At 39.6% G+C, this 15983-nt stretch carries 12 protein-coding genes, 2 rRNA genes and 1 riboswitch (1 of these 15 running past the window's edge); of the genes, 2 read left to right on the top strand and 12 right to left on the bottom strand.

Annotation, left to right across the window (positions count from 1 at the left end; all coding sequences use genetic code 11):
• Positions 1-14: 14 nt before the first annotated feature.
• The 9 genes from NSQ49_RS21225 to NSQ49_RS21185 form a co-directional block, all read right to left on the bottom strand.
• Positions 15-1052: a ribonucleotide-diphosphate reductase subunit beta gene (locus NSQ49_RS21225; RefSeq protein WP_159862762.1), complete on the bottom strand. Its 1038-nt coding sequence runs from the start codon at positions 1050-1052 to the stop codon at positions 15-17.
• Positions 1053-1062: 10 nt separating this feature from the next.
• Positions 1063-3285, bottom strand: coding sequence for a ribonucleoside-diphosphate reductase subunit alpha (locus NSQ49_RS21220; protein ID WP_159862761.1), 2223 nt, complete (start codon positions 3283-3285; stop codon positions 1063-1065).
• Positions 3286-3419: 134 nt separating this feature from the next.
• Positions 3420-3613, bottom strand: a riboswitch (cobalamin riboswitch).
• Between the two features lie 732 nt (positions 3614-4345).
• On the bottom strand, positions 4346-5539 hold the full coding sequence (locus NSQ49_RS21215) for a hypothetical protein (protein ID WP_236566139.1): 1194 nt from the start codon (positions 5537-5539) through the stop codon (positions 4346-4348).
• Positions 5540-5590: 51 nt separating this feature from the next.
• The gene (locus tag NSQ49_RS21210) at positions 5591-6757 is read right to left on the bottom strand and encodes an amidohydrolase (protein ID WP_159863025.1); all 1167 of its coding nucleotides are present in this window, start codon (positions 6755-6757) and stop codon (positions 5591-5593) included.
• Between the two features lie 350 nt (positions 6758-7107).
• Positions 7108-8466, bottom strand: a complete 1359-nt coding sequence (locus NSQ49_RS21205; protein ID WP_159871981.1) for an IS1182 family transposase — start codon at positions 8464-8466, stop codon at positions 7108-7110.
• 110 nt (positions 8467-8576) lie between these two features.
• Positions 8577-9875 carry a hypothetical protein gene (locus NSQ49_RS21200; protein WP_159871873.1) on the bottom strand — a complete coding sequence of 433 codons (1299 nt, stop codon included), beginning with the start codon at positions 9873-9875 and terminating at the stop codon, positions 8577-8579.
• A gap of 469 nt (positions 9876-10344) precedes the next feature.
• A complete protein-coding gene (locus tag NSQ49_RS21195; protein WP_251284999.1) occupies positions 10345-12768 on the bottom strand; it encodes a heavy metal translocating P-type ATPase in 2424 nt (807 codons plus the stop codon).
• 147 nt (positions 12769-12915) lie between these two features.
• The gene (gene copZ / locus NSQ49_RS21190) at positions 12916-13122 is read right to left on the bottom strand and encodes a copper chaperone CopZ (protein WP_159871879.1); all 207 of its coding nucleotides are present in this window, start codon (positions 13120-13122) and stop codon (positions 12916-12918) included.
• A 17-nt stretch (positions 13123-13139) separates the two neighbouring features.
• Entirely contained in the window at positions 13140-13481 is a 342-nt protein-coding gene (locus NSQ49_RS21185; protein WP_251284998.1) for a metal-sensitive transcriptional regulator, read from the bottom strand.
• 166 nt (positions 13482-13647) lie between these two features.
• Between NSQ49_RS21185 and NSQ49_RS21180 the strand changes: the two genes are divergently transcribed.
• Positions 13648-13797 (top strand): hypothetical protein, encoded by a 150-nt coding sequence (locus tag NSQ49_RS21180; protein WP_201306630.1) that lies wholly within the window; start codon positions 13648-13650, stop codon positions 13795-13797.
• Between the two features lie 36 nt (positions 13798-13833).
• Here NSQ49_RS21180 and NSQ49_RS21175 read toward each other — a convergent pair whose 3' ends face one another.
• Positions 13834-14013, bottom strand: a complete 180-nt coding sequence (locus NSQ49_RS21175; RefSeq protein ID WP_159871885.1) for an H-type small acid-soluble spore protein — start codon at positions 14011-14013, stop codon at positions 13834-13836.
• A 313-nt stretch (positions 14014-14326) separates the two neighbouring features.
• On the opposite strand from NSQ49_RS21175, the gene NSQ49_RS21170 reads away from it, so the two are divergent.
• On the top strand, positions 14327-14950 hold the full coding sequence (locus NSQ49_RS21170; protein ID WP_251284997.1) for a LysE family transporter: 624 nt from the start codon (positions 14327-14329) through the stop codon (positions 14948-14950).
• Positions 14951-15181: 231 nt separating this feature from the next.
• On the opposite strand, the gene rrf is transcribed toward NSQ49_RS21170, so the two are convergent.
• Together rrf and NSQ49_RS21160 are read right to left on the bottom strand one after the other, a co-directional pair.
• Positions 15182-15298 (bottom strand): 5S ribosomal RNA (rrf, locus tag NSQ49_RS21165).
• A gap of 203 nt (positions 15299-15501) precedes the next feature.
• Positions 15502-15983, bottom strand: a 23S ribosomal RNA gene (locus NSQ49_RS21160) (it continues 2454 nt past the right edge of the window).

Genomic DNA, 15983 nt, shown 5'->3' with positions numbered 1-15983 from the left:
AGAATCTTTTTTTTCTATAATTCATCAAATCCATTATCGATTTGAACTTTTGTATATTGCCGGGATTTTTGTTCAAAAAAGTCAGACTTCCCGTGGTCAACCTGCTCGTAAGCTACTATCCAGCGGAGAGGATTGGTCCGATACCCTTCAAACGGCCGGTCATATCCCAGCTGGTTGCAGCGGACATTGGCATAAAATTTAATATAAGCTTCAACATCAGTCAGTAATATGCCTTCTGTTTTGCTGCCGATCACCTCTCTGGCCCATTCAATCTCCAGTTCAGCTGCTCTTTTAAAAGTCTCCTGAACGAATTCACTTAGTTCGGCTGTATTAAGCTCCGGATTTTCCTTAATAATTTCTTTGAAAATTTTAACAAACAAATCTACGTGAATTTGCTCATCCCGGTTGATGTAATTTATCATCGTTGAGGTTGCTACCATCTTCTGATTCCTTGCCAGGTGATAAAAGAATGCAAAGCCGGAATAAAAGAAAAGCCCTTCCAGAACTACATCAAACACAATCGATTTCAGCAGGTTCTCGGCACTTGGATTCTCTGCAAAATCTTTATATCCGTTCACAACAAATTCATTTCTTTCTTCTAATATAGGTTCTGTCCGCCAGAATTCAAAAACCTCATCCTGTTTTTGTTTGGGAACCAGGCTTGATAGAACATAGGAATAGGAATGATTATGAATAACCTCCTGCTGTGCCAGAATGATCATAAGTGCTGACAGACTTGAGTCGGTAATGTAATCAGCGACTTTTCCTGCATAATCCGTCTGGATACTGTCGAGCAATGCAAGCAGCCCAATGATTTTCAAAAATGCGTCTTGTTCACTTTTCGTTAATTTCGGAAATTGCTTAATGTCCTGTGACATGTTTATTTCAAATGGCGTCCAAAAATTCGCGAGCATTTTTTTGTACTTTGGATATGCCCATGAGAAGCGGACGTCATCCCAATTAAGGATATTAGAGCATTCTCCATTGATGATTGACGTTGATTTATTAGGTGCCAATTGATTAATTATTGGTCTTTTTTTTAGAATATTCATAAGTCCTCCTTTAGCTTGAGCAAGATTCGCAGTCTTCAACCTCTGATGAAGTTGAACGGATATAGTAAGTTGTTTTTAATTTATTCTTCCATGCCGAAAGATGCAGATTTAAAAGATCTATAGCTTTTATATGGTTAGGTATATAAAAATTAAATGAAATAGCCTGATCTATATGTTTTTGCCTGTTTGCATTCTGCCTGATGCTCCACTCCTGGTGAATGTGATAAGCAGATTTGTAATACCAAATGGTCTCACTATTTATATCAGGAGCAGTAACAGGGATCCGATAATCCTTTTTCTCTTCGGAATACTGCTTGTTAAAGATAGGATCAATACTTGGAGTGCTGCCTGCAATTAAAGCCGTTGATGCATTAGGGGCAACAGCCTGCAAATAGGCATTTCTAACACCGTACTTCCTTACGTCTTCCCTCAATGCAGCCCAGTCCATGGCTGACTCTGCCTCCAGATATCCCCGCTTTTCAAAGTAGGCGCCTGTTTCCCAATCAGAGCCTTTAAAAACCGAATAGCTTCCTTTTTCTTTTGCCAGATTCATAGAGCTTTTTATCGATAAGAAAGCAATTTGTTCATATAGAGAGTCAGCAAATTCTTCTGCTTCTTCGCTTTCCCATGTGATTTTTTTCAGTGCAAGAAGGTGGTGCCAGCCAAAAGTCCCCAGCCCAATCGCGCGGTACTTTTGATTTGTGATCTGCCCCTGAGGAACTGGAATTTTATTAATATCAATAACATTATCAAGCATCCTCACCTGAATTGGCACAAGTCTTTCAAGGACTCCTTCATTTATGGCCCGTGCAAGATTGATGGAAGAAAGATTGCAGACAACGAAATCTCCCGGCTGTTTTTCGATAATAATTCTACCGTCCCTTGTATATTCTTCGACCCTCTTTGTAACACTCTGGTTTTGTACAATCTCAGTGCACAGGTTGGTGCAGTAAATCATCCCGCAATGGGAATTCGCATTCTTTCGATTCACCTCATCCCGATAGAACATGAATGGTGACCCAGTTTCAAGCTGACTTCTCATGATGGATTTCATGATCTCGATAGCAGAAACTTTTTCCCTGGATAAGATCGGGTTATCTATACACTCTTTATATTTTTGGCGGTATGAACCTTCGCCTTCCCCTTCGTCATAAAAATCTTCCAGTGAGAAACCCATTACCGTGCGGACTTCATGGGGATCAAATAAATACCAATACCCGCGGCTTTCCACTTTTTCCATAAACAAATCCGGAATGCAGACACCTGTGAATAAATCATGTGTTCTCTGCCTTTCATCTCCATTATTTAGCTTTGCATCAAGAAATGAGAAGATATCTTTATGCCAGACATCCAGATACACGCTTATGGCACCCTGCCTTTGGCCAAGCTGATCGACACTGACGGCTGTGTTATTCAGCTGCTTCATCCAGGGAATCACACCGGAAGATGCCCCCTTAAACCCTTTAATATCACTGCCTCTGCTGCGGATTTTCCCCAAATAGACTCCGATTCCACCGCCATTTTTAGACAGTGATGCGATATCGGTATTGCTGTCATATATAGAATCAAGACTGTCATCAACCGTCTCGATAAAACAGCTTGAAAGCTGTCCCCAGTTTTTCCCTGCATTAGCGAGCGTTGGAGTAGCAACCGTCATATACAAGCCACTCATTGCCCAGTAAGCTTCTTTAACAAGCTCAAGCCGCTTGCTTTTCGGCTCCTTTTTCATCAGCACCATGCTGATGATCATAAACCGCTCCTGTGGCAGCTCATATAAATTTCTTTGTTTGTCCCTGGCTAGATATCGGTCAGCCAGCATTTTCAGCCCCAGATATGTAAATAAACGGTCATTTTCTTTATTAATAAAGTGGGACAGTTCATTTATCTCACTCTTAGAATACATATCTAATAAATCCTGCTCATAAATACCCACATCTGTCAGACGTTCAATTAGCGCATAAAAATGTGTGTAGCAGTCATCCGGATCGCATTCTCTGTTTTTGCCGGACTCGATATAGAGCTTTTTAAGAAGCAGACGTGAAGCGGCAAACGTCCAATCAGGCTCTTCAATGCTTATAAATGATATGCAATCAAGTATAAGCTGGTCATACATGGCCTCTGCTCTCAGCTGACTCATTTCTTCATACCTTTTTAACAGTTGTTCAATGCCGAGCTGCGGAAATTCATTCTTAAGTTCTTCTAAAATTTCTATCGGCTGTATGGTTTGGACCATTTTACTTCCTCCTAAAGGCAAAATAAAAATCCGCTCGGAAAATGAGCGGATCAAACGATAGAATAATAGCAGTAAGCAGATGAACAAACGGCCATTACGCGATCGTTTCATCATCTCAATCCCCGAAGATAAGAAACTTTCGATCGCCCTGGCAGGTCTCCTGGCTTGTGCTTCACTCTACTAAAAGCCCTTCCCATACAAGCGCCATAAAGCGTTTTGTACAGTGGCATGCTCTTTTCGTCTGCACTTACAGTTGCGGGGACAGCTTCGGTTTTTCACCGAATTCCCTATTAAGTCCATAAAGGACACCAATCACGATCTATATGTAGTTTTAATTCTTTTAATTTAATACTATATGTTGTAGATGATTCTATCATATAGGGAAATAGATTACAAATTTTTAATCGTTCATGCAGAAAAAAACATGAGGGGATCTCCCTCTTATTGCGGTAGTAACCTAGATAAACTAAATGAAGAGCCATATTTTTGCTATTTTTGTTCCAAGTCTATGAGTGAAAGCAAAACAAAAAAAACAGAGAAAGGCTGATGTCCCATTTAAAGATTTTGTCCCAGATAGCTATATGGAGAGGACAGCACCAGAACTTATGAGAATGTCCAGGTTTGAACTTTTGAACTTACCTAAATGATTCGGGTGAACGGACGCCCATGTATCATTAAATGAGTATTTTTCATAAAGCTGACAAAGAGCCACAGACGGATCAATACAAGAGTGCAGAAAAAGAAACAGGCCAAGATCTTATGTATTTGACGAAAAAAATGTTTGTGGCCGAGAATATCATTGGTTCACGGCGGAGGTATGTACCAGTCCGAATCACGGAGAATTATTTAGTACGTTATTTGGAGAATATAAAAAAGGATAAGAATGGACCTATGATCATTAGGACTGAGCGTCAAAAAACACATTAAATATAGGGTAGAACTAGACTAAAAGGCTAACCAAAGGGCGCTGACTATGTCGCACCCTTTTTTTATTCTCTACCTTATATTCATTATTAAAGGTCCACTTAATAGAAAAGGGACTTGTAAATTAATTTAGTGACTACAACGTTTTTATTAAAATACTCGCAATTACCACTGATCCTGCTGTTACAGTTGTAAATCCACCAATTAACATCGGGGTCAATATTTCATTTAATATCATTTCCTCTTCTTCTTTATTTCTGCCGACGCTTCTGCTGACTTCCTCGCAAATAAGATAATCACCAGGGAAACCTATTGTAGCCGTCAGTGCCACAGGAAGACCCTTTAAAGGATCCCATTTAAACAATTTTGAACCTATAAAGCCTCCGATAATAATACCCAAAATTCCGACAGCAATAATCGAGAACATTTCAGGAAGATAACCAATAAACATCTCGAATGTCGTATCGTTCATAGTAGCAATAATTAAAAATACGAGTCCTGCCATCCCAACTGTGAAAGCATTAGCACGCTCCATGACACGGTCTGGATAAAATCCTATTAATCTTCCGCCTATTCCAAGAACCAAAGCCCATATACTATAGGGTATGCCAGTAAATTGCTCTAGAACCACGGCAATAGCGCCTCCGATAAATAGCTGAAAAAGAAGAATAAGATTAGTTTGATACTTTTTTGGAATCCAAGCGGTATTTAGCTCCTTAGCGTCTTCTGTAGTTATAACATTTTCTACTTCTACTTCTAACGTGGAAGCTGTATAGGTTCTAGCATCTGCAGCTTTCCGATACTTTAATGCGTAACGACGTAATAAAATTGCGGAAAGAGGCATGCCAAACAGCGATTGGAATGATAGAATTAAAGCTGGAATTACCACTAGGCTTGCTAATCCCACTTCTTTTAACCCTTCTGCGGTTACTAAAAACGCAATTACTCCTCCTGTTAATGGTCCTGCTCCTGCAACCGCAGTTTTATAACCATACATCATTGTAATCAAAAGAAGGATTAGACCAGTGCCAAAAATAATTCCCAACAAAGATATTGCAACGGCCTTCCATTGACTACGTATAACCTTGAGAGGGATCAACGTGCCCATATGAATAATTATTGGAGCTGTCCCTAATACGGCACCAATCTCAATAAATTTAGAATCTCCGATTAATTCTTTTGGTATAATTCCCGTCCAAATTAACAAAAGATATCCTATTATAGCAACGAGGAACATAGAAACCCTCGCTTTTGTAAATATAGAAATAATTTCTCCTACCGCGATTAATGCCAAGATAATCACAGCTGCTATGACAGGTTCATGTATCACTTTTTTACACCCCTTTGATTATCTGCTTTTGTTTAGCAGTAGATTTAGTTTTTATTCCATTAATAATCTAAAAGATGATTGGACTAACAATTCAACACCGATTTCTAATGCATCTTCATCAATGGTAAAACGGGGGTGATGGTGTGGATAGATAATCCCTTTGTTCTGATTTCCTGCACCAATAAAGATGAAACAACCTGGAACTTTATCTGAAAATGCAGAAAAGTCTTCACCGCTCATAAGTGCCGGCATCCTAAGCAAAGTATCTTCTCCCCATACATCAATTATAGTTTCCTCCATAACTGCTCTTACCCTTTCATTATTTACAACTGGACTGTAGCCAAAATGATAATCAACTTCAAATGAAGCATTATGTGCTTCCGTAACGCCTTTAACAACTCTTTCAATTAAAATCGGAATCTGATTCCGAACGTCTGAATTAAAGCTTCGTATTGAACCGCTTAATATAGCATTATCAGGAATTACATTGTGAGCCGTACCGCTATTAAATTTCGTCACGGATACTACTAGCTTTTCGAGTGGATCACAATATCTCGAAACGATATGCTGAAGGTTGTTTATAACTTGTGCTCCAACTGCAATTGGATCAATTGTTGCATGTGGCTCAGAAGAATGACCGCCTTTTCCTTGAATTTTAATATCAAATGTGTCACTCGCGGAGGTAGCTGGTCCATGGCAAACTCCAATATTGCCAACCTCAATAGGTGAACATAGATGAATGCCAATAACTTGATCTACTCCATCCAATACCCCAGCTCTAATCATTTCTTGAGCACCACCTGGGAATAACTCTTCAGCATGTTGAAAAAGAAAACGAATTTCCCCTTTTATGTGCTCTTTTAATTGAGTTAATAATTTTGCTGCACCAAGCAGCATCGCAGTATGCCCATCATGTCCACAAGCATGCATTACACCTAAGTTCTGCGACACAAATTCAAAATCATTCTCTTCCTCAATTGGAAGCGCATCCATATCTGCCCGCAGTGCAATAACCTTACCAGGCTGCTGACTAATCAAACGGGCCATAATACTCGTTTTTGTTGGTCGTGAAATTTCCAAATCTCCAAAAGTTTGTAGAGTTTCATATACAAATTGGGCTGTTTTTTCCTCCTGAAATGAAAGCTCAGGATTCTTATGTAAATACCTTCGCCACCCAATCACTTCATCTTTAACAGTCTCGAGTAAATCATGAATCATAAATGTTTGTGTCACCCATTTACAGCTCCTTTTGCATTCAATTTATATAACAAATTTTAATTAAGGGTTAATAAAGGAAAATAGTCCTTAAATGAATTATAATATTTCAATGATTCTATTTCAATATTTTTCGAAAATTCTAAACTATATTTTCTCATTCTTAAATTTAATAGTGATAAATCTATAATCTACACCTGGATTTAAGGAACAAATTAAATAAGCACCCAATTATGGGTGCTTCAGTTTGTAGACAAAAGGGGTTCGGAATAGCCTTATTCCGGACCCTTTTTACTTTTTTATTGGACTTGAAAGCATTTTTTCATGACTGTAAACCTCTCCGAGGTCATCTTCTAGGCTATTACTGGGCCTTGCCAAGTCCAGTTGGCCATTTTCTTTAAATTCATGGCAGCGAAAGTAAGCATCGCCTGCATTGACAATTTTTTAAGTCCCCTTAAAGTTGTCCAACGCATGCCATGCTTTTCTTTTGCATCTGCGAAAACACGTTCAATTGTTTCTTTTCGCTTCTCATAGATTTTTTTGACGTTTTGATGGTGGCGAAGGTGGTCTGCCTCTTCCAAATGTTCCTCCCACACATGACGTTGAATGAGCTTTTGGTGCGCTTGACTCTGTGTGCATTGAGACAAGAACGGGCATCCAGCACAAATTCGCGGATCTGATTTATATTGACGATAACCTTCCTTTGTAGTCGTTTTATACTTTAATATCTCACCAGCTGGGCAAATGTAACAGTCAAAATGCTCATCATAAACATACTCATGTTTTCTGAAGAAACCCTCTTTTGTGCGAGGTCGTGTGTAAGGTAAAGCAGGTGTGATGTCGTTTTTCAATAAGTAGCTCGTGATAGCAGGTGTTTTATAGGCTGCGTCGGCCGCAACAGCTTCTGGTTTACTAACTTTCTCAATGACTTGTTCTACCAATGGCTCTAAAATATGACTATCATGCGTGTTACCAGGGGTTACAGTTGTGCCTAGTACAAAGCCGTTGCGATCTGCGGCAGCGTGAAAAGAATAGGCGAACTGTTTTGTACGCTCATCTTTTACATAGTATCCACTCTCTGGGTCAGTTGTACTTTCCTTAGTTTCTTTGAATTCTTCCTTATCAAACTTATCTGGCGGAAAAGGCTTTTTTCCATGATCTTCACGATCTCGATTAATTTCTTCTTGAAGGCGTTGTTGATAGGCACGGGTTTCTTTTCGAACAACTTTCTTTTCAAATTTCCGTTTATTCGCACTCGCTTTTACATGAGTAGAATCTACAAAAACATGTTCTGCACTTATTAAATTCTTTTCAGCTGCAGCTTTTAAAATTCGATAGAATATCTGTTCAAAGAGATCGGTATTTTTAAATCGGCGCTCATAGTTTTTTCCGAAAGTTGAGAAGTGAGGAACTTTATCGTGGAAGCCGTATCCTAAAAACCACCGATAGGCCATATTTGTTTTCAATTCCTCAATTGTTTGACGCATGGAGCGAATACCGAAGGTATATTGAATGAATGTGAGTTTGATTAAGATAACAGGGTCAATACTTGGGCGTCCTACTTCTGAATACATATCTTTCACCAAATCATAGACAAAGGAAAAATCAATCGCCGCTTCAATTTTGCGAACCAAATGGTCCGCTGGGACAAGTTCATCTAATGCAATCATTTCGATTTGATCCCGTTGAATTGGATTATGTTTAGAAAGCATCTTAATCACCTCAAGTATCGTATTACTTCTATTTTAAAACAAAAATGACTGCAGACAAGCTCAATTTTCATTGAGTTTGTCGACAGTCTGAAGCACCCAATTATGGGTGCTTATAATAATCTATAAATTTTACTTGGCCTTCCACGGGTGGCGTTAGCCTCTTCACCAACACATTGTGCCAAATCAACTTCGCACATATAAGCAACTATACGCCGTACATTACGCTCTGTCATCTCGAGATGTGTCGCTAAATCCTTTGTTGTAAACTCTTGCCATCCCATTCTTTTAATGAGAGCCAATATCTTTTTATATGTTTTTACGCTGATTGTTCCTTTTTTTAACTTTTTGAGAAGCGTTTCATTATGTGTACGGCTGTCATATTGTAGTTCTTTTTGTTTGCCTGGAGATTCAACAATATTTCCATTATCTTGAACAATTACAATTTTTCGTTTTTTCGTTGCCTTTGAATGTTGAATAGCCCGAAAAGCATTGATTTCTGCCGAAAAGGCAGTCTCGCCAAAGCCAATTCCAACGGCAACAGTAGTATCCGCTTCAAAAGCCAACTTTTGAACGGTATTTTCGAGCGTCATAATTTCCCTCTGAATGGCACCGCGTGAACTAATAATCATGTATCTGCCGTTTCCTTTTTCTGATAAAGAACCATTTAGTTTTTCACAAAGTTGAATCAACATTTCTTTTAGCCGGAGCTCTAAGTACTGTAAATGATAAGGAGTTTTCATCTCCTCTGCCACTCTGTTAAAATATTCAACTTCAATGATTTCAATTCCGATTTGTGTACCTTTAAAGTAGGAAGACCTTACTTTTTCAGAAAGTATCCGAAGCGTTTGCCGTATTTCCATCTTACTACTCGACATCTTATAGGCTGGAATTCCTTTTTCTCGTAAAGCTTCACACACTGACGGAAAACAAGTTAAAGCGCCTTCTGTCTTTCCCCTTTTCCATAAATCTAAATGAAAATTTAATAATTCATTCGTATCAACATTTAAATCATACTCTTTCGTATAAACCTTTGGGATTTTTAAATTTATTTGTGACGTCGCTTCCTCACTAATATTATTTAAGAGCATCGTATCAATACTAAGCTGCTCAATAATTTTTCCTTGCTCATAGATCATCTCTAAATAATATCTATAAAAGCCTGATTCCGTTGCAGGAACATGAACCATGATTTTATCCGTATCTAGGGTTTTTTTTGCAATTTCATAGGGAAGTGGACCAGAAAAAAGCCAAGCATGTACATGAGAATTATGTTCTCTAACAATTTTCTCTACCTCTTCGGTTTCTTCATAGGAAAAAGAGATGAATTCCAGCTCAGTTTTATATTCTTCTGCAAGTTCTATGATTGCTTCTATAGATGTTTTTAGACCGACTACCCCGATTTTATGCATTTGTATAATCGACTTCCTTTATCAATAGACTCCCCGTAATTGTAAGCACTGGCCAAATTAAGGCAGAGTAAATTTACTCTTCTAATGAAATTGCCTTTTTTGATTGATACCAATATAATAGCATATTCGAACTTTTCACATCATCACTCTTTGTAGTCTACATATAAATTTTAGAAGAAGTTTTTCAGAATAAGCTAAGAAAAAATATTTAGAAAATAGATGGCTATGAAGGAAAAGGGGGATTATATGAGGTCTCTTTATAGAGTAGTTTCGGTTAAGATGCCTTAAAATCTTAAAATCCTTATATTTAATCTATAATATAAAGAACCGAGCACCTGAATGGATACTCGGTTAATCATCAAAATCCAAAAATTTTAGCAAAATTAGTGATGGCGTTGTTGGTTTTAAAAGAAGGTGAATCCTATTGTTGATTCCATTGGGCTAAATCCAATGGTTTTAAATGTTTTATTTATTTGATTTTCACTCTTTGTAATCGAAGTGCGTTTAAAACGACAGATACGGAGCTGAAAGCCATTGCTGCGCCGGCAAGCCAGGGTGCAAGGAACCCTAATGCAGCTATCGGGATGCCAAGCGTATTGTATGCAAATGCCCAGAATAGATTTTGTTTGATATTCCTTATGGTTTTTTTACTCATTAGGATGGCATCTGCAATACTATTTAAATCTCCTCGCATAAGAGTAATATCGGCTGCTTCCATCGCAACGTCTGTACCAGTGCCAATTGCCATTCCAATATCAGCAACAGCAAGTGCAGGGGCATCGTTTATGCCATCGCCGACCATGGCAACTTTTTTTCCCTGATTTTGAAGTTTTTTAACCTCTTCTGCCTTGCCTTCAGGTAAAACCTCCGCAATTGCAGAGTCTATCCCCACTTCCTCAGCAATTGCCTGAGCCGTACGCTTGTTATCCCCTGTGATCATAATGACTTCGATCCCCAATTGTTTTAAGCGGGTGATTGCACTTCTGGAAGTTTCTTTTATTGTATCCGCAACTGCAACGATACCTGCATATTTGCCATCTATCGCAACAAGCATTGCCGTTTTTCCATTTCGCTCAAGATTTTCCATCTCGAGTTTAGCTGATTGGACATTTATATCGTATTTATCCATTAATCTACTTGTACCGATAAGGAGGTATTTTCCTTCCACTTTTGCTTTAATGCCATAACCGGGAATAGCCTCAAACTCCTCCGGATTAAATAGAGTGATTCCTTTATCTTTTATTCCACTCACAATCGCTTCGGCCAATGGATGCTCGGACTGTCTCTCAGCAGATCCTGCCAGCTGGAGAAATGTTCTTTCTTCAACTTGGCCACTTGTAACCACATCTGTTAAAACCGGTTTGCCATGTGTTACGGTTCCAGTTTTATCAAGGACGACTGTTGTGATTTCATGTGTAAGCTCCAGGTGCTCCCCGCCTTTAAAAAGAACCCCATATTCCGCTGCCCGGCCAGACCCTGCCATTATAGAAGTTGGCGTGGCCAGACCCAGGGCACATGGACATGCAATCACCAGGACGGCAATCAATTTTTCGAGTGCTTCAGCAAAATTCCCTGGACTTACCCATATATACCACACCAGAAAGGTAACAGCTGCTATAGTCACCACAATGGGAACGAATATACCAGAGATTTTGTCTGCCATTCGCTGTATGGGTGCTTTGGAACCCTGCGCTTCTTCAACCACTTTAATAATCTGTGATAGTGCTGTATCTTTGCCAACTTTAGTGGCTTTAATTTTCAGAAATCCATTTTTATTTAAGGTGGATCCAATTACTGTGTCGCCTGCCGTTTTATCAACTGGCACGCTTTCACCCGTCAGCATTGATTCATCCAATGCTGACTGTCCCTCGATAATTTCACCATCGACCGGAATTTTTTCACCCGGTTTTACATAAATGATCTCCCCGGCAATAACTTCATCAAGGGGAACTTCAATTTCTTCACCTTCCCTTAAGACAGTAGCTGTTTTTGCCTGAAGACCCATAAGCTTTTTGATTGCTTCAGAGGAACGCCCCTTAGCCCTCGCTTCAAACAGCTTGCCTAAAATGATTAATGTAATGAGGATAGCACTTGTTTCATAATAAAGCTCCGCTATATGTCCATTGCCCCCAATTGATAAAAATGATTGATATAAACTATAGAAAAAAGCGGCAGATGTACCCAGGGCAACCAGCACATCCATATTGGCGCTTTTATTTTTTAATGCCTTATACGCTCCGGCATAAAATTGCTTTCCTATGAAGAATTGCACTGGAGCTGCAAGCGCCAGCTGGACCCACGGATTCATAAACATTTCTGGAACGTAAATAAATGAGGTAAACTCAAAATGTCCCACCATAGACCAAAATAAAGGGATAGAAAGAATTAACGAGAAAATGAACTTGCCTTTTTGCTTTTCAATCTCTTTTTCCCTATAACCTTCGATATCCTGGTCATTATCCGTTTTTACTTTCGCCTGATATCCCAAATTTTCCACTTTTTTTATCATATCCTGTACAGAAACTTGCTCAGGATTGTATTCAACAGTCCCCGTTTCGAGAGCCAAATTAACCACTGCATGTTTAACACCAGGAAGTTTATTAAGGACTTTTTCAATTCTTCCTGAACAGGCTGCACAGGTCATCCCCAGCAATTCAAACTCTGCTTTCTCCGTTACTACTGCATAACCAAGATCCTCAATTTTTTCCTCAAAAGCGGCAACAGAAGTTACTTCCGGATTATATTTTATGGCTGCTTTTTCCAATGCGAGATTGACACTTGCTTCCTGGACACCATCCAGCTTATTTAGCCCCTTCTCGATTCGAGAAGAGCAGGCTGCACATGTCATTCCCGATATCGGAAGGTGAACCTCCTTAAGGGCCGCATCACCCATAACTCCCACTCCTTTATTTACGAAGTTACCTTACATTTATATACTATACCCCACTACCCTATATGTCAATCAAAATAAATTAGGCAAATTTCTTATTTGTAAAAAAAGAGAACGTGTATTTTATTCACACGTTCCTGCCCGATTAGATTACTCTACATCATAACCTTGATCGTCAATCGTTTCTTTGATTTGTTCAATTGATACTGAAGATGAGTCAAATTGAACCTGCACCTTGCCATTCTCAAGGTCCACTGCTACCTTATCCACACCGGTTAATTTGCCGACACTTCCTTCTACTGCTTTTACACAATGTCCGCATGACATTCCGCTTACTTTCAAAGTTACGCTATCCATATTAATGTAACCCCCTATTATTTTTTCATTAACTTTTGAATTGTGACTAAAAATTCATCAAGCACTTCTTGATCGCCTTCATGGATTCTTTCGACCACACAGCTTTTCAAATGGCCTTCCAGCAATAGCTTTGCTACGCTATTCAAAGCAGACTGAGTTGCAGAAATTTGCGTTATTATATCGTCACAATACACGTCTCTATCAATAAGTCCCTTTATTCCGCGTATTTGCCCTTCAATTCGATTTAATCGGGTCGTCAAATTCTTCTTAACTTTTTCTGAATGATGACTTTTTCTCTCTGATTCAATCGAACAGCAGCTGTCAGCAGATAAGTCTTCGTTTTCCAAATCAAAAGCCATTTGATCAGCCTCCTTTGAGTTTATTATATTATACCCCGGTACCCTATGTAAAGTTCTGAAATTCAAAATGGGATAAATTCCGGATTTTTAAGTATAATTTGCCTTTCATGTTATTGAAAAGCTCTGTTTATACTAACGGAAACACAATAAAAAGGAGGCCGCTGATGTGGATAGAAGGCATGAAAATGCAGAAGACACTGGCAAAGATTTGTATGGAATCGAAAAAGAAATTAGCCTGCAGTCTGTAAACTTTGCTGCTGCTGAAAATAAGTACTTAAATGAACGAACAGAAAATGAATCCAGTCAGGATATATAGATGAAAAGCCGCCAATGCTGGCGGCCTGCAGTCATTTTAGAATTCCGTTAATTCTGTAATGTCCACTTCAGATCTTTCTTCAAGCGGACCGCGCAAATGTACCGTAGCTGTTCTTCCATCCTCATTCAGCTTGTCGATCCACACAGACGTACCATTGTATTTTACCTCGATTTCTGCTGATGATGAAAGAATTTGCTTCACTCGTTTTGCATCCATAAGAACACTCTCCTCAGGTTTTTTTCAGTTTATTTTTTGCATGGACGAGAAATTTATGCTTAGTTTGTTAAAACGTGTGAAGCAGTCAAATTTTTTTTATGATTTTTAAGTATGTGTCCGAACCGAGGACACATACTTCGGACACAAAAATGCGGGAGAGTGCGGGTTAGAGTCCGAACCCGGGTCTTTTTCTGAAACAAAACTCTGGAATAGGCAGTTGCTGCTTATTCAGGATTAAATAGTTGTCCTATCCTTCCAATACTCTGAATACACTTTGTACAAACAGGTTTTGGCAGTTAGGAGCTGTACATATATGAACATTTTTCTAGGCTATGTTTTCTTGGGTCTATCGCTTGCAGCGCCAATTGGTCCCATTAATGCTGCCCAATTGGATAAAGGGATAAAGAATGGTTTTTTCCATGCCTGGCTTGTCGGGCTGGGAGCTATGACAGCAGAAGCAATTTACATGGCGGCAGTATATTTAGGTGTTGTACATTTTCTGGAGATTCCATTTATGAAAGCTTTTTTATGGTGCTTTGGGTTTTTTATCCTGATTTATACGGGTGTAGAAACTTTAATAAGCTCCGGCAAAGTAGTATCAAGCGTCAGGACTAAAAATGAATCTAAAGTTAAATCCTTCATGTCAGGCTTTCTCATGTCATTGTCAAATCCTCTAACTATACTGTTTTGGCTCGGCATCTATGGCTCAATTCTTGCAAAAACAGCTGCTGAGTATGACAAGGCCCATGTTATTTTATACAGCGGAGCAATTTTTACCGGTCTTCTTCTCTGGGATATTACAATGGCAGCAGTCGCAAGCAGCTTTAGAAGATTTTTAACGGGAAAAATTCTCGCTCTAATATCAATACTATCTGGAATTTCCTTGATTGGTTTTGGAATTTATTTTGGATTGCAGGCTTATAAACTTTTGTTTTAAATAACATATCCGGGCAATTCGGAGAAAAAAGATTAAGATTATTTTGAGGTAAAGTATTATTAAAGCTGTGCTCCAGTTTAATTATTTGCATTGAACAGATTTCGTTTAGATAGAAAAGCATTAAGTAGAGCAGCACCTATATCTTCCTCGATAAATCACCAATTAGGTTTTTCTATTCTAAAAATCATGAAACAACATAAAAAAGAGCACCCATCAGGTGCTCTTTCATTTGCCCGGCAGCGTCCTACTCTCACAGGGGGACAGCCCCCAACTACCATCGGCGCTGAGAAGCTTAACTTCCGTGTTCGGTATGGGAACGGGTGTGACCTTCTCGCTATCGCCACCGGACTATTTGGCTGAAGAAACTTCGTTCCCTCAAAACTAGATAATGTATGAAGAAGCGTTTTGCCGAGTATTCACCAATGACTTGTCTAGCTTCGGCTCCTAACTTCTCGGCCGTTTCGATCCGTCCCTCCAAACCCAAAACCAGGATTTGAATGGCCGGCTCTCCAACGTCTCTCAAAGTTGAACAGTCGCCTCCGCTTTTCATTTTGGTTAAGTCCTCGATCGATTAGTATCAGTCAGCTCCACATGTCGCCACGCTTCCACCTCTGACCTATCAACCTGATCATCTTTCAGGGATCTTACTAGCTTGACGCTATGGGAAATCTCATCTCGAGGGGGGCTTCATGCTTAGATGCTTTCAGCACTTATCCCTTCCGCACATAGCTACCCAGCGATGCCTTTGGCAAGACAACTGGTACACCAGCGGTGCGTCCATCCCGGTCCTCTCGTACTAAGGACAGCTCCTCTCAAATTTCCTGCGCCCACGACGGATAGGGACCGAACTGTCTCACGACGTTCTGAACCCAGCTCGCGTACCGCTTTAATGGGCGAACAGCCCAACCCTTGGGACCGACTACAGCCCCAGGATGCGATGAGCCGACATCGAGGTGCCAAACCTCCCCGTCGATGTGGACTCTTGGGGGAGATAAGCCTGTTATCCCCGGGGTAGCTTTTATCCGTTGAGCGA

The sequence above is a fragment of the Cytobacillus sp. FSL R5-0377 genome, assembly GCF_038004385.1.
GTDB lineage: Bacteria > Bacillota > Bacilli > Bacillales > Cytobacillaceae > Cytobacillus.
Note: the sequence above shows the minus strand (reverse complement) of the source record. Positions and strands in the feature narration are given on the sequence as shown.

What these genes read in the sequence shown, in the direction of transcription:
- NSQ49_RS21225 (WP_159862762.1), bottom strand. Translation starts at nt 1,052, where the DNA reads ATGAATATTCTAAAAAAAAGACCAATAATTAATCAATTGGCACCTAAT.
- NSQ49_RS21220 (WP_159862761.1), bottom strand. Translation starts at nt 3,285, where the DNA reads ATGGTCCAAACCATACAGCCGATAGAAATTTTAGAAGAACTTAAGAAT.
- NSQ49_RS21210 (WP_159863025.1), bottom strand. Translation starts at nt 6,757, where the DNA reads ATGATTCATGATTTACTCGAGACTGTTAAAGATGAAGTGATTGGGTGG.
- NSQ49_RS21205 (WP_159871981.1), bottom strand. Translation starts at nt 8,466, where the DNA reads ATGCTTTCTAAACATAATCCAATTCAACGGGATCAAATCGAAATGATT.
- NSQ49_RS21200 (WP_159871873.1), bottom strand. Translation starts at nt 9,875, where the DNA reads ATGCATAAAATCGGGGTAGTCGGTCTAAAAACATCTATAGAAGCAATC.
- NSQ49_RS21195 (WP_251284999.1), bottom strand. Translation starts at nt 12,768, where the DNA reads ATGGGTGATGCGGCCCTTAAGGAGGTTCACCTTCCGATATCGGGAATG.
- copZ (WP_159871879.1), bottom strand. Translation starts at nt 13,122, where the DNA reads ATGGATAGCGTAACTTTGAAAGTAAGCGGAATGTCATGCGGACATTGT.
- NSQ49_RS21185 (WP_251284998.1), bottom strand. Translation starts at nt 13,481, where the DNA reads ATGGCTTTTGATTTGGAAAACGAAGACTTATCTGCTGACAGCTGCTGT.
- NSQ49_RS21175 (WP_159871885.1), bottom strand. Translation starts at nt 14,013, where the DNA reads ATGGATGCAAAACGAGTGAAGCAAATTCTTTCATCATCAGCAGAAATC.
- NSQ49_RS21170 (WP_251284997.1), top strand. Translation starts at nt 14,327, where the DNA reads ATGAACATTTTTCTAGGCTATGTTTTCTTGGGTCTATCGCTTGCAGCG.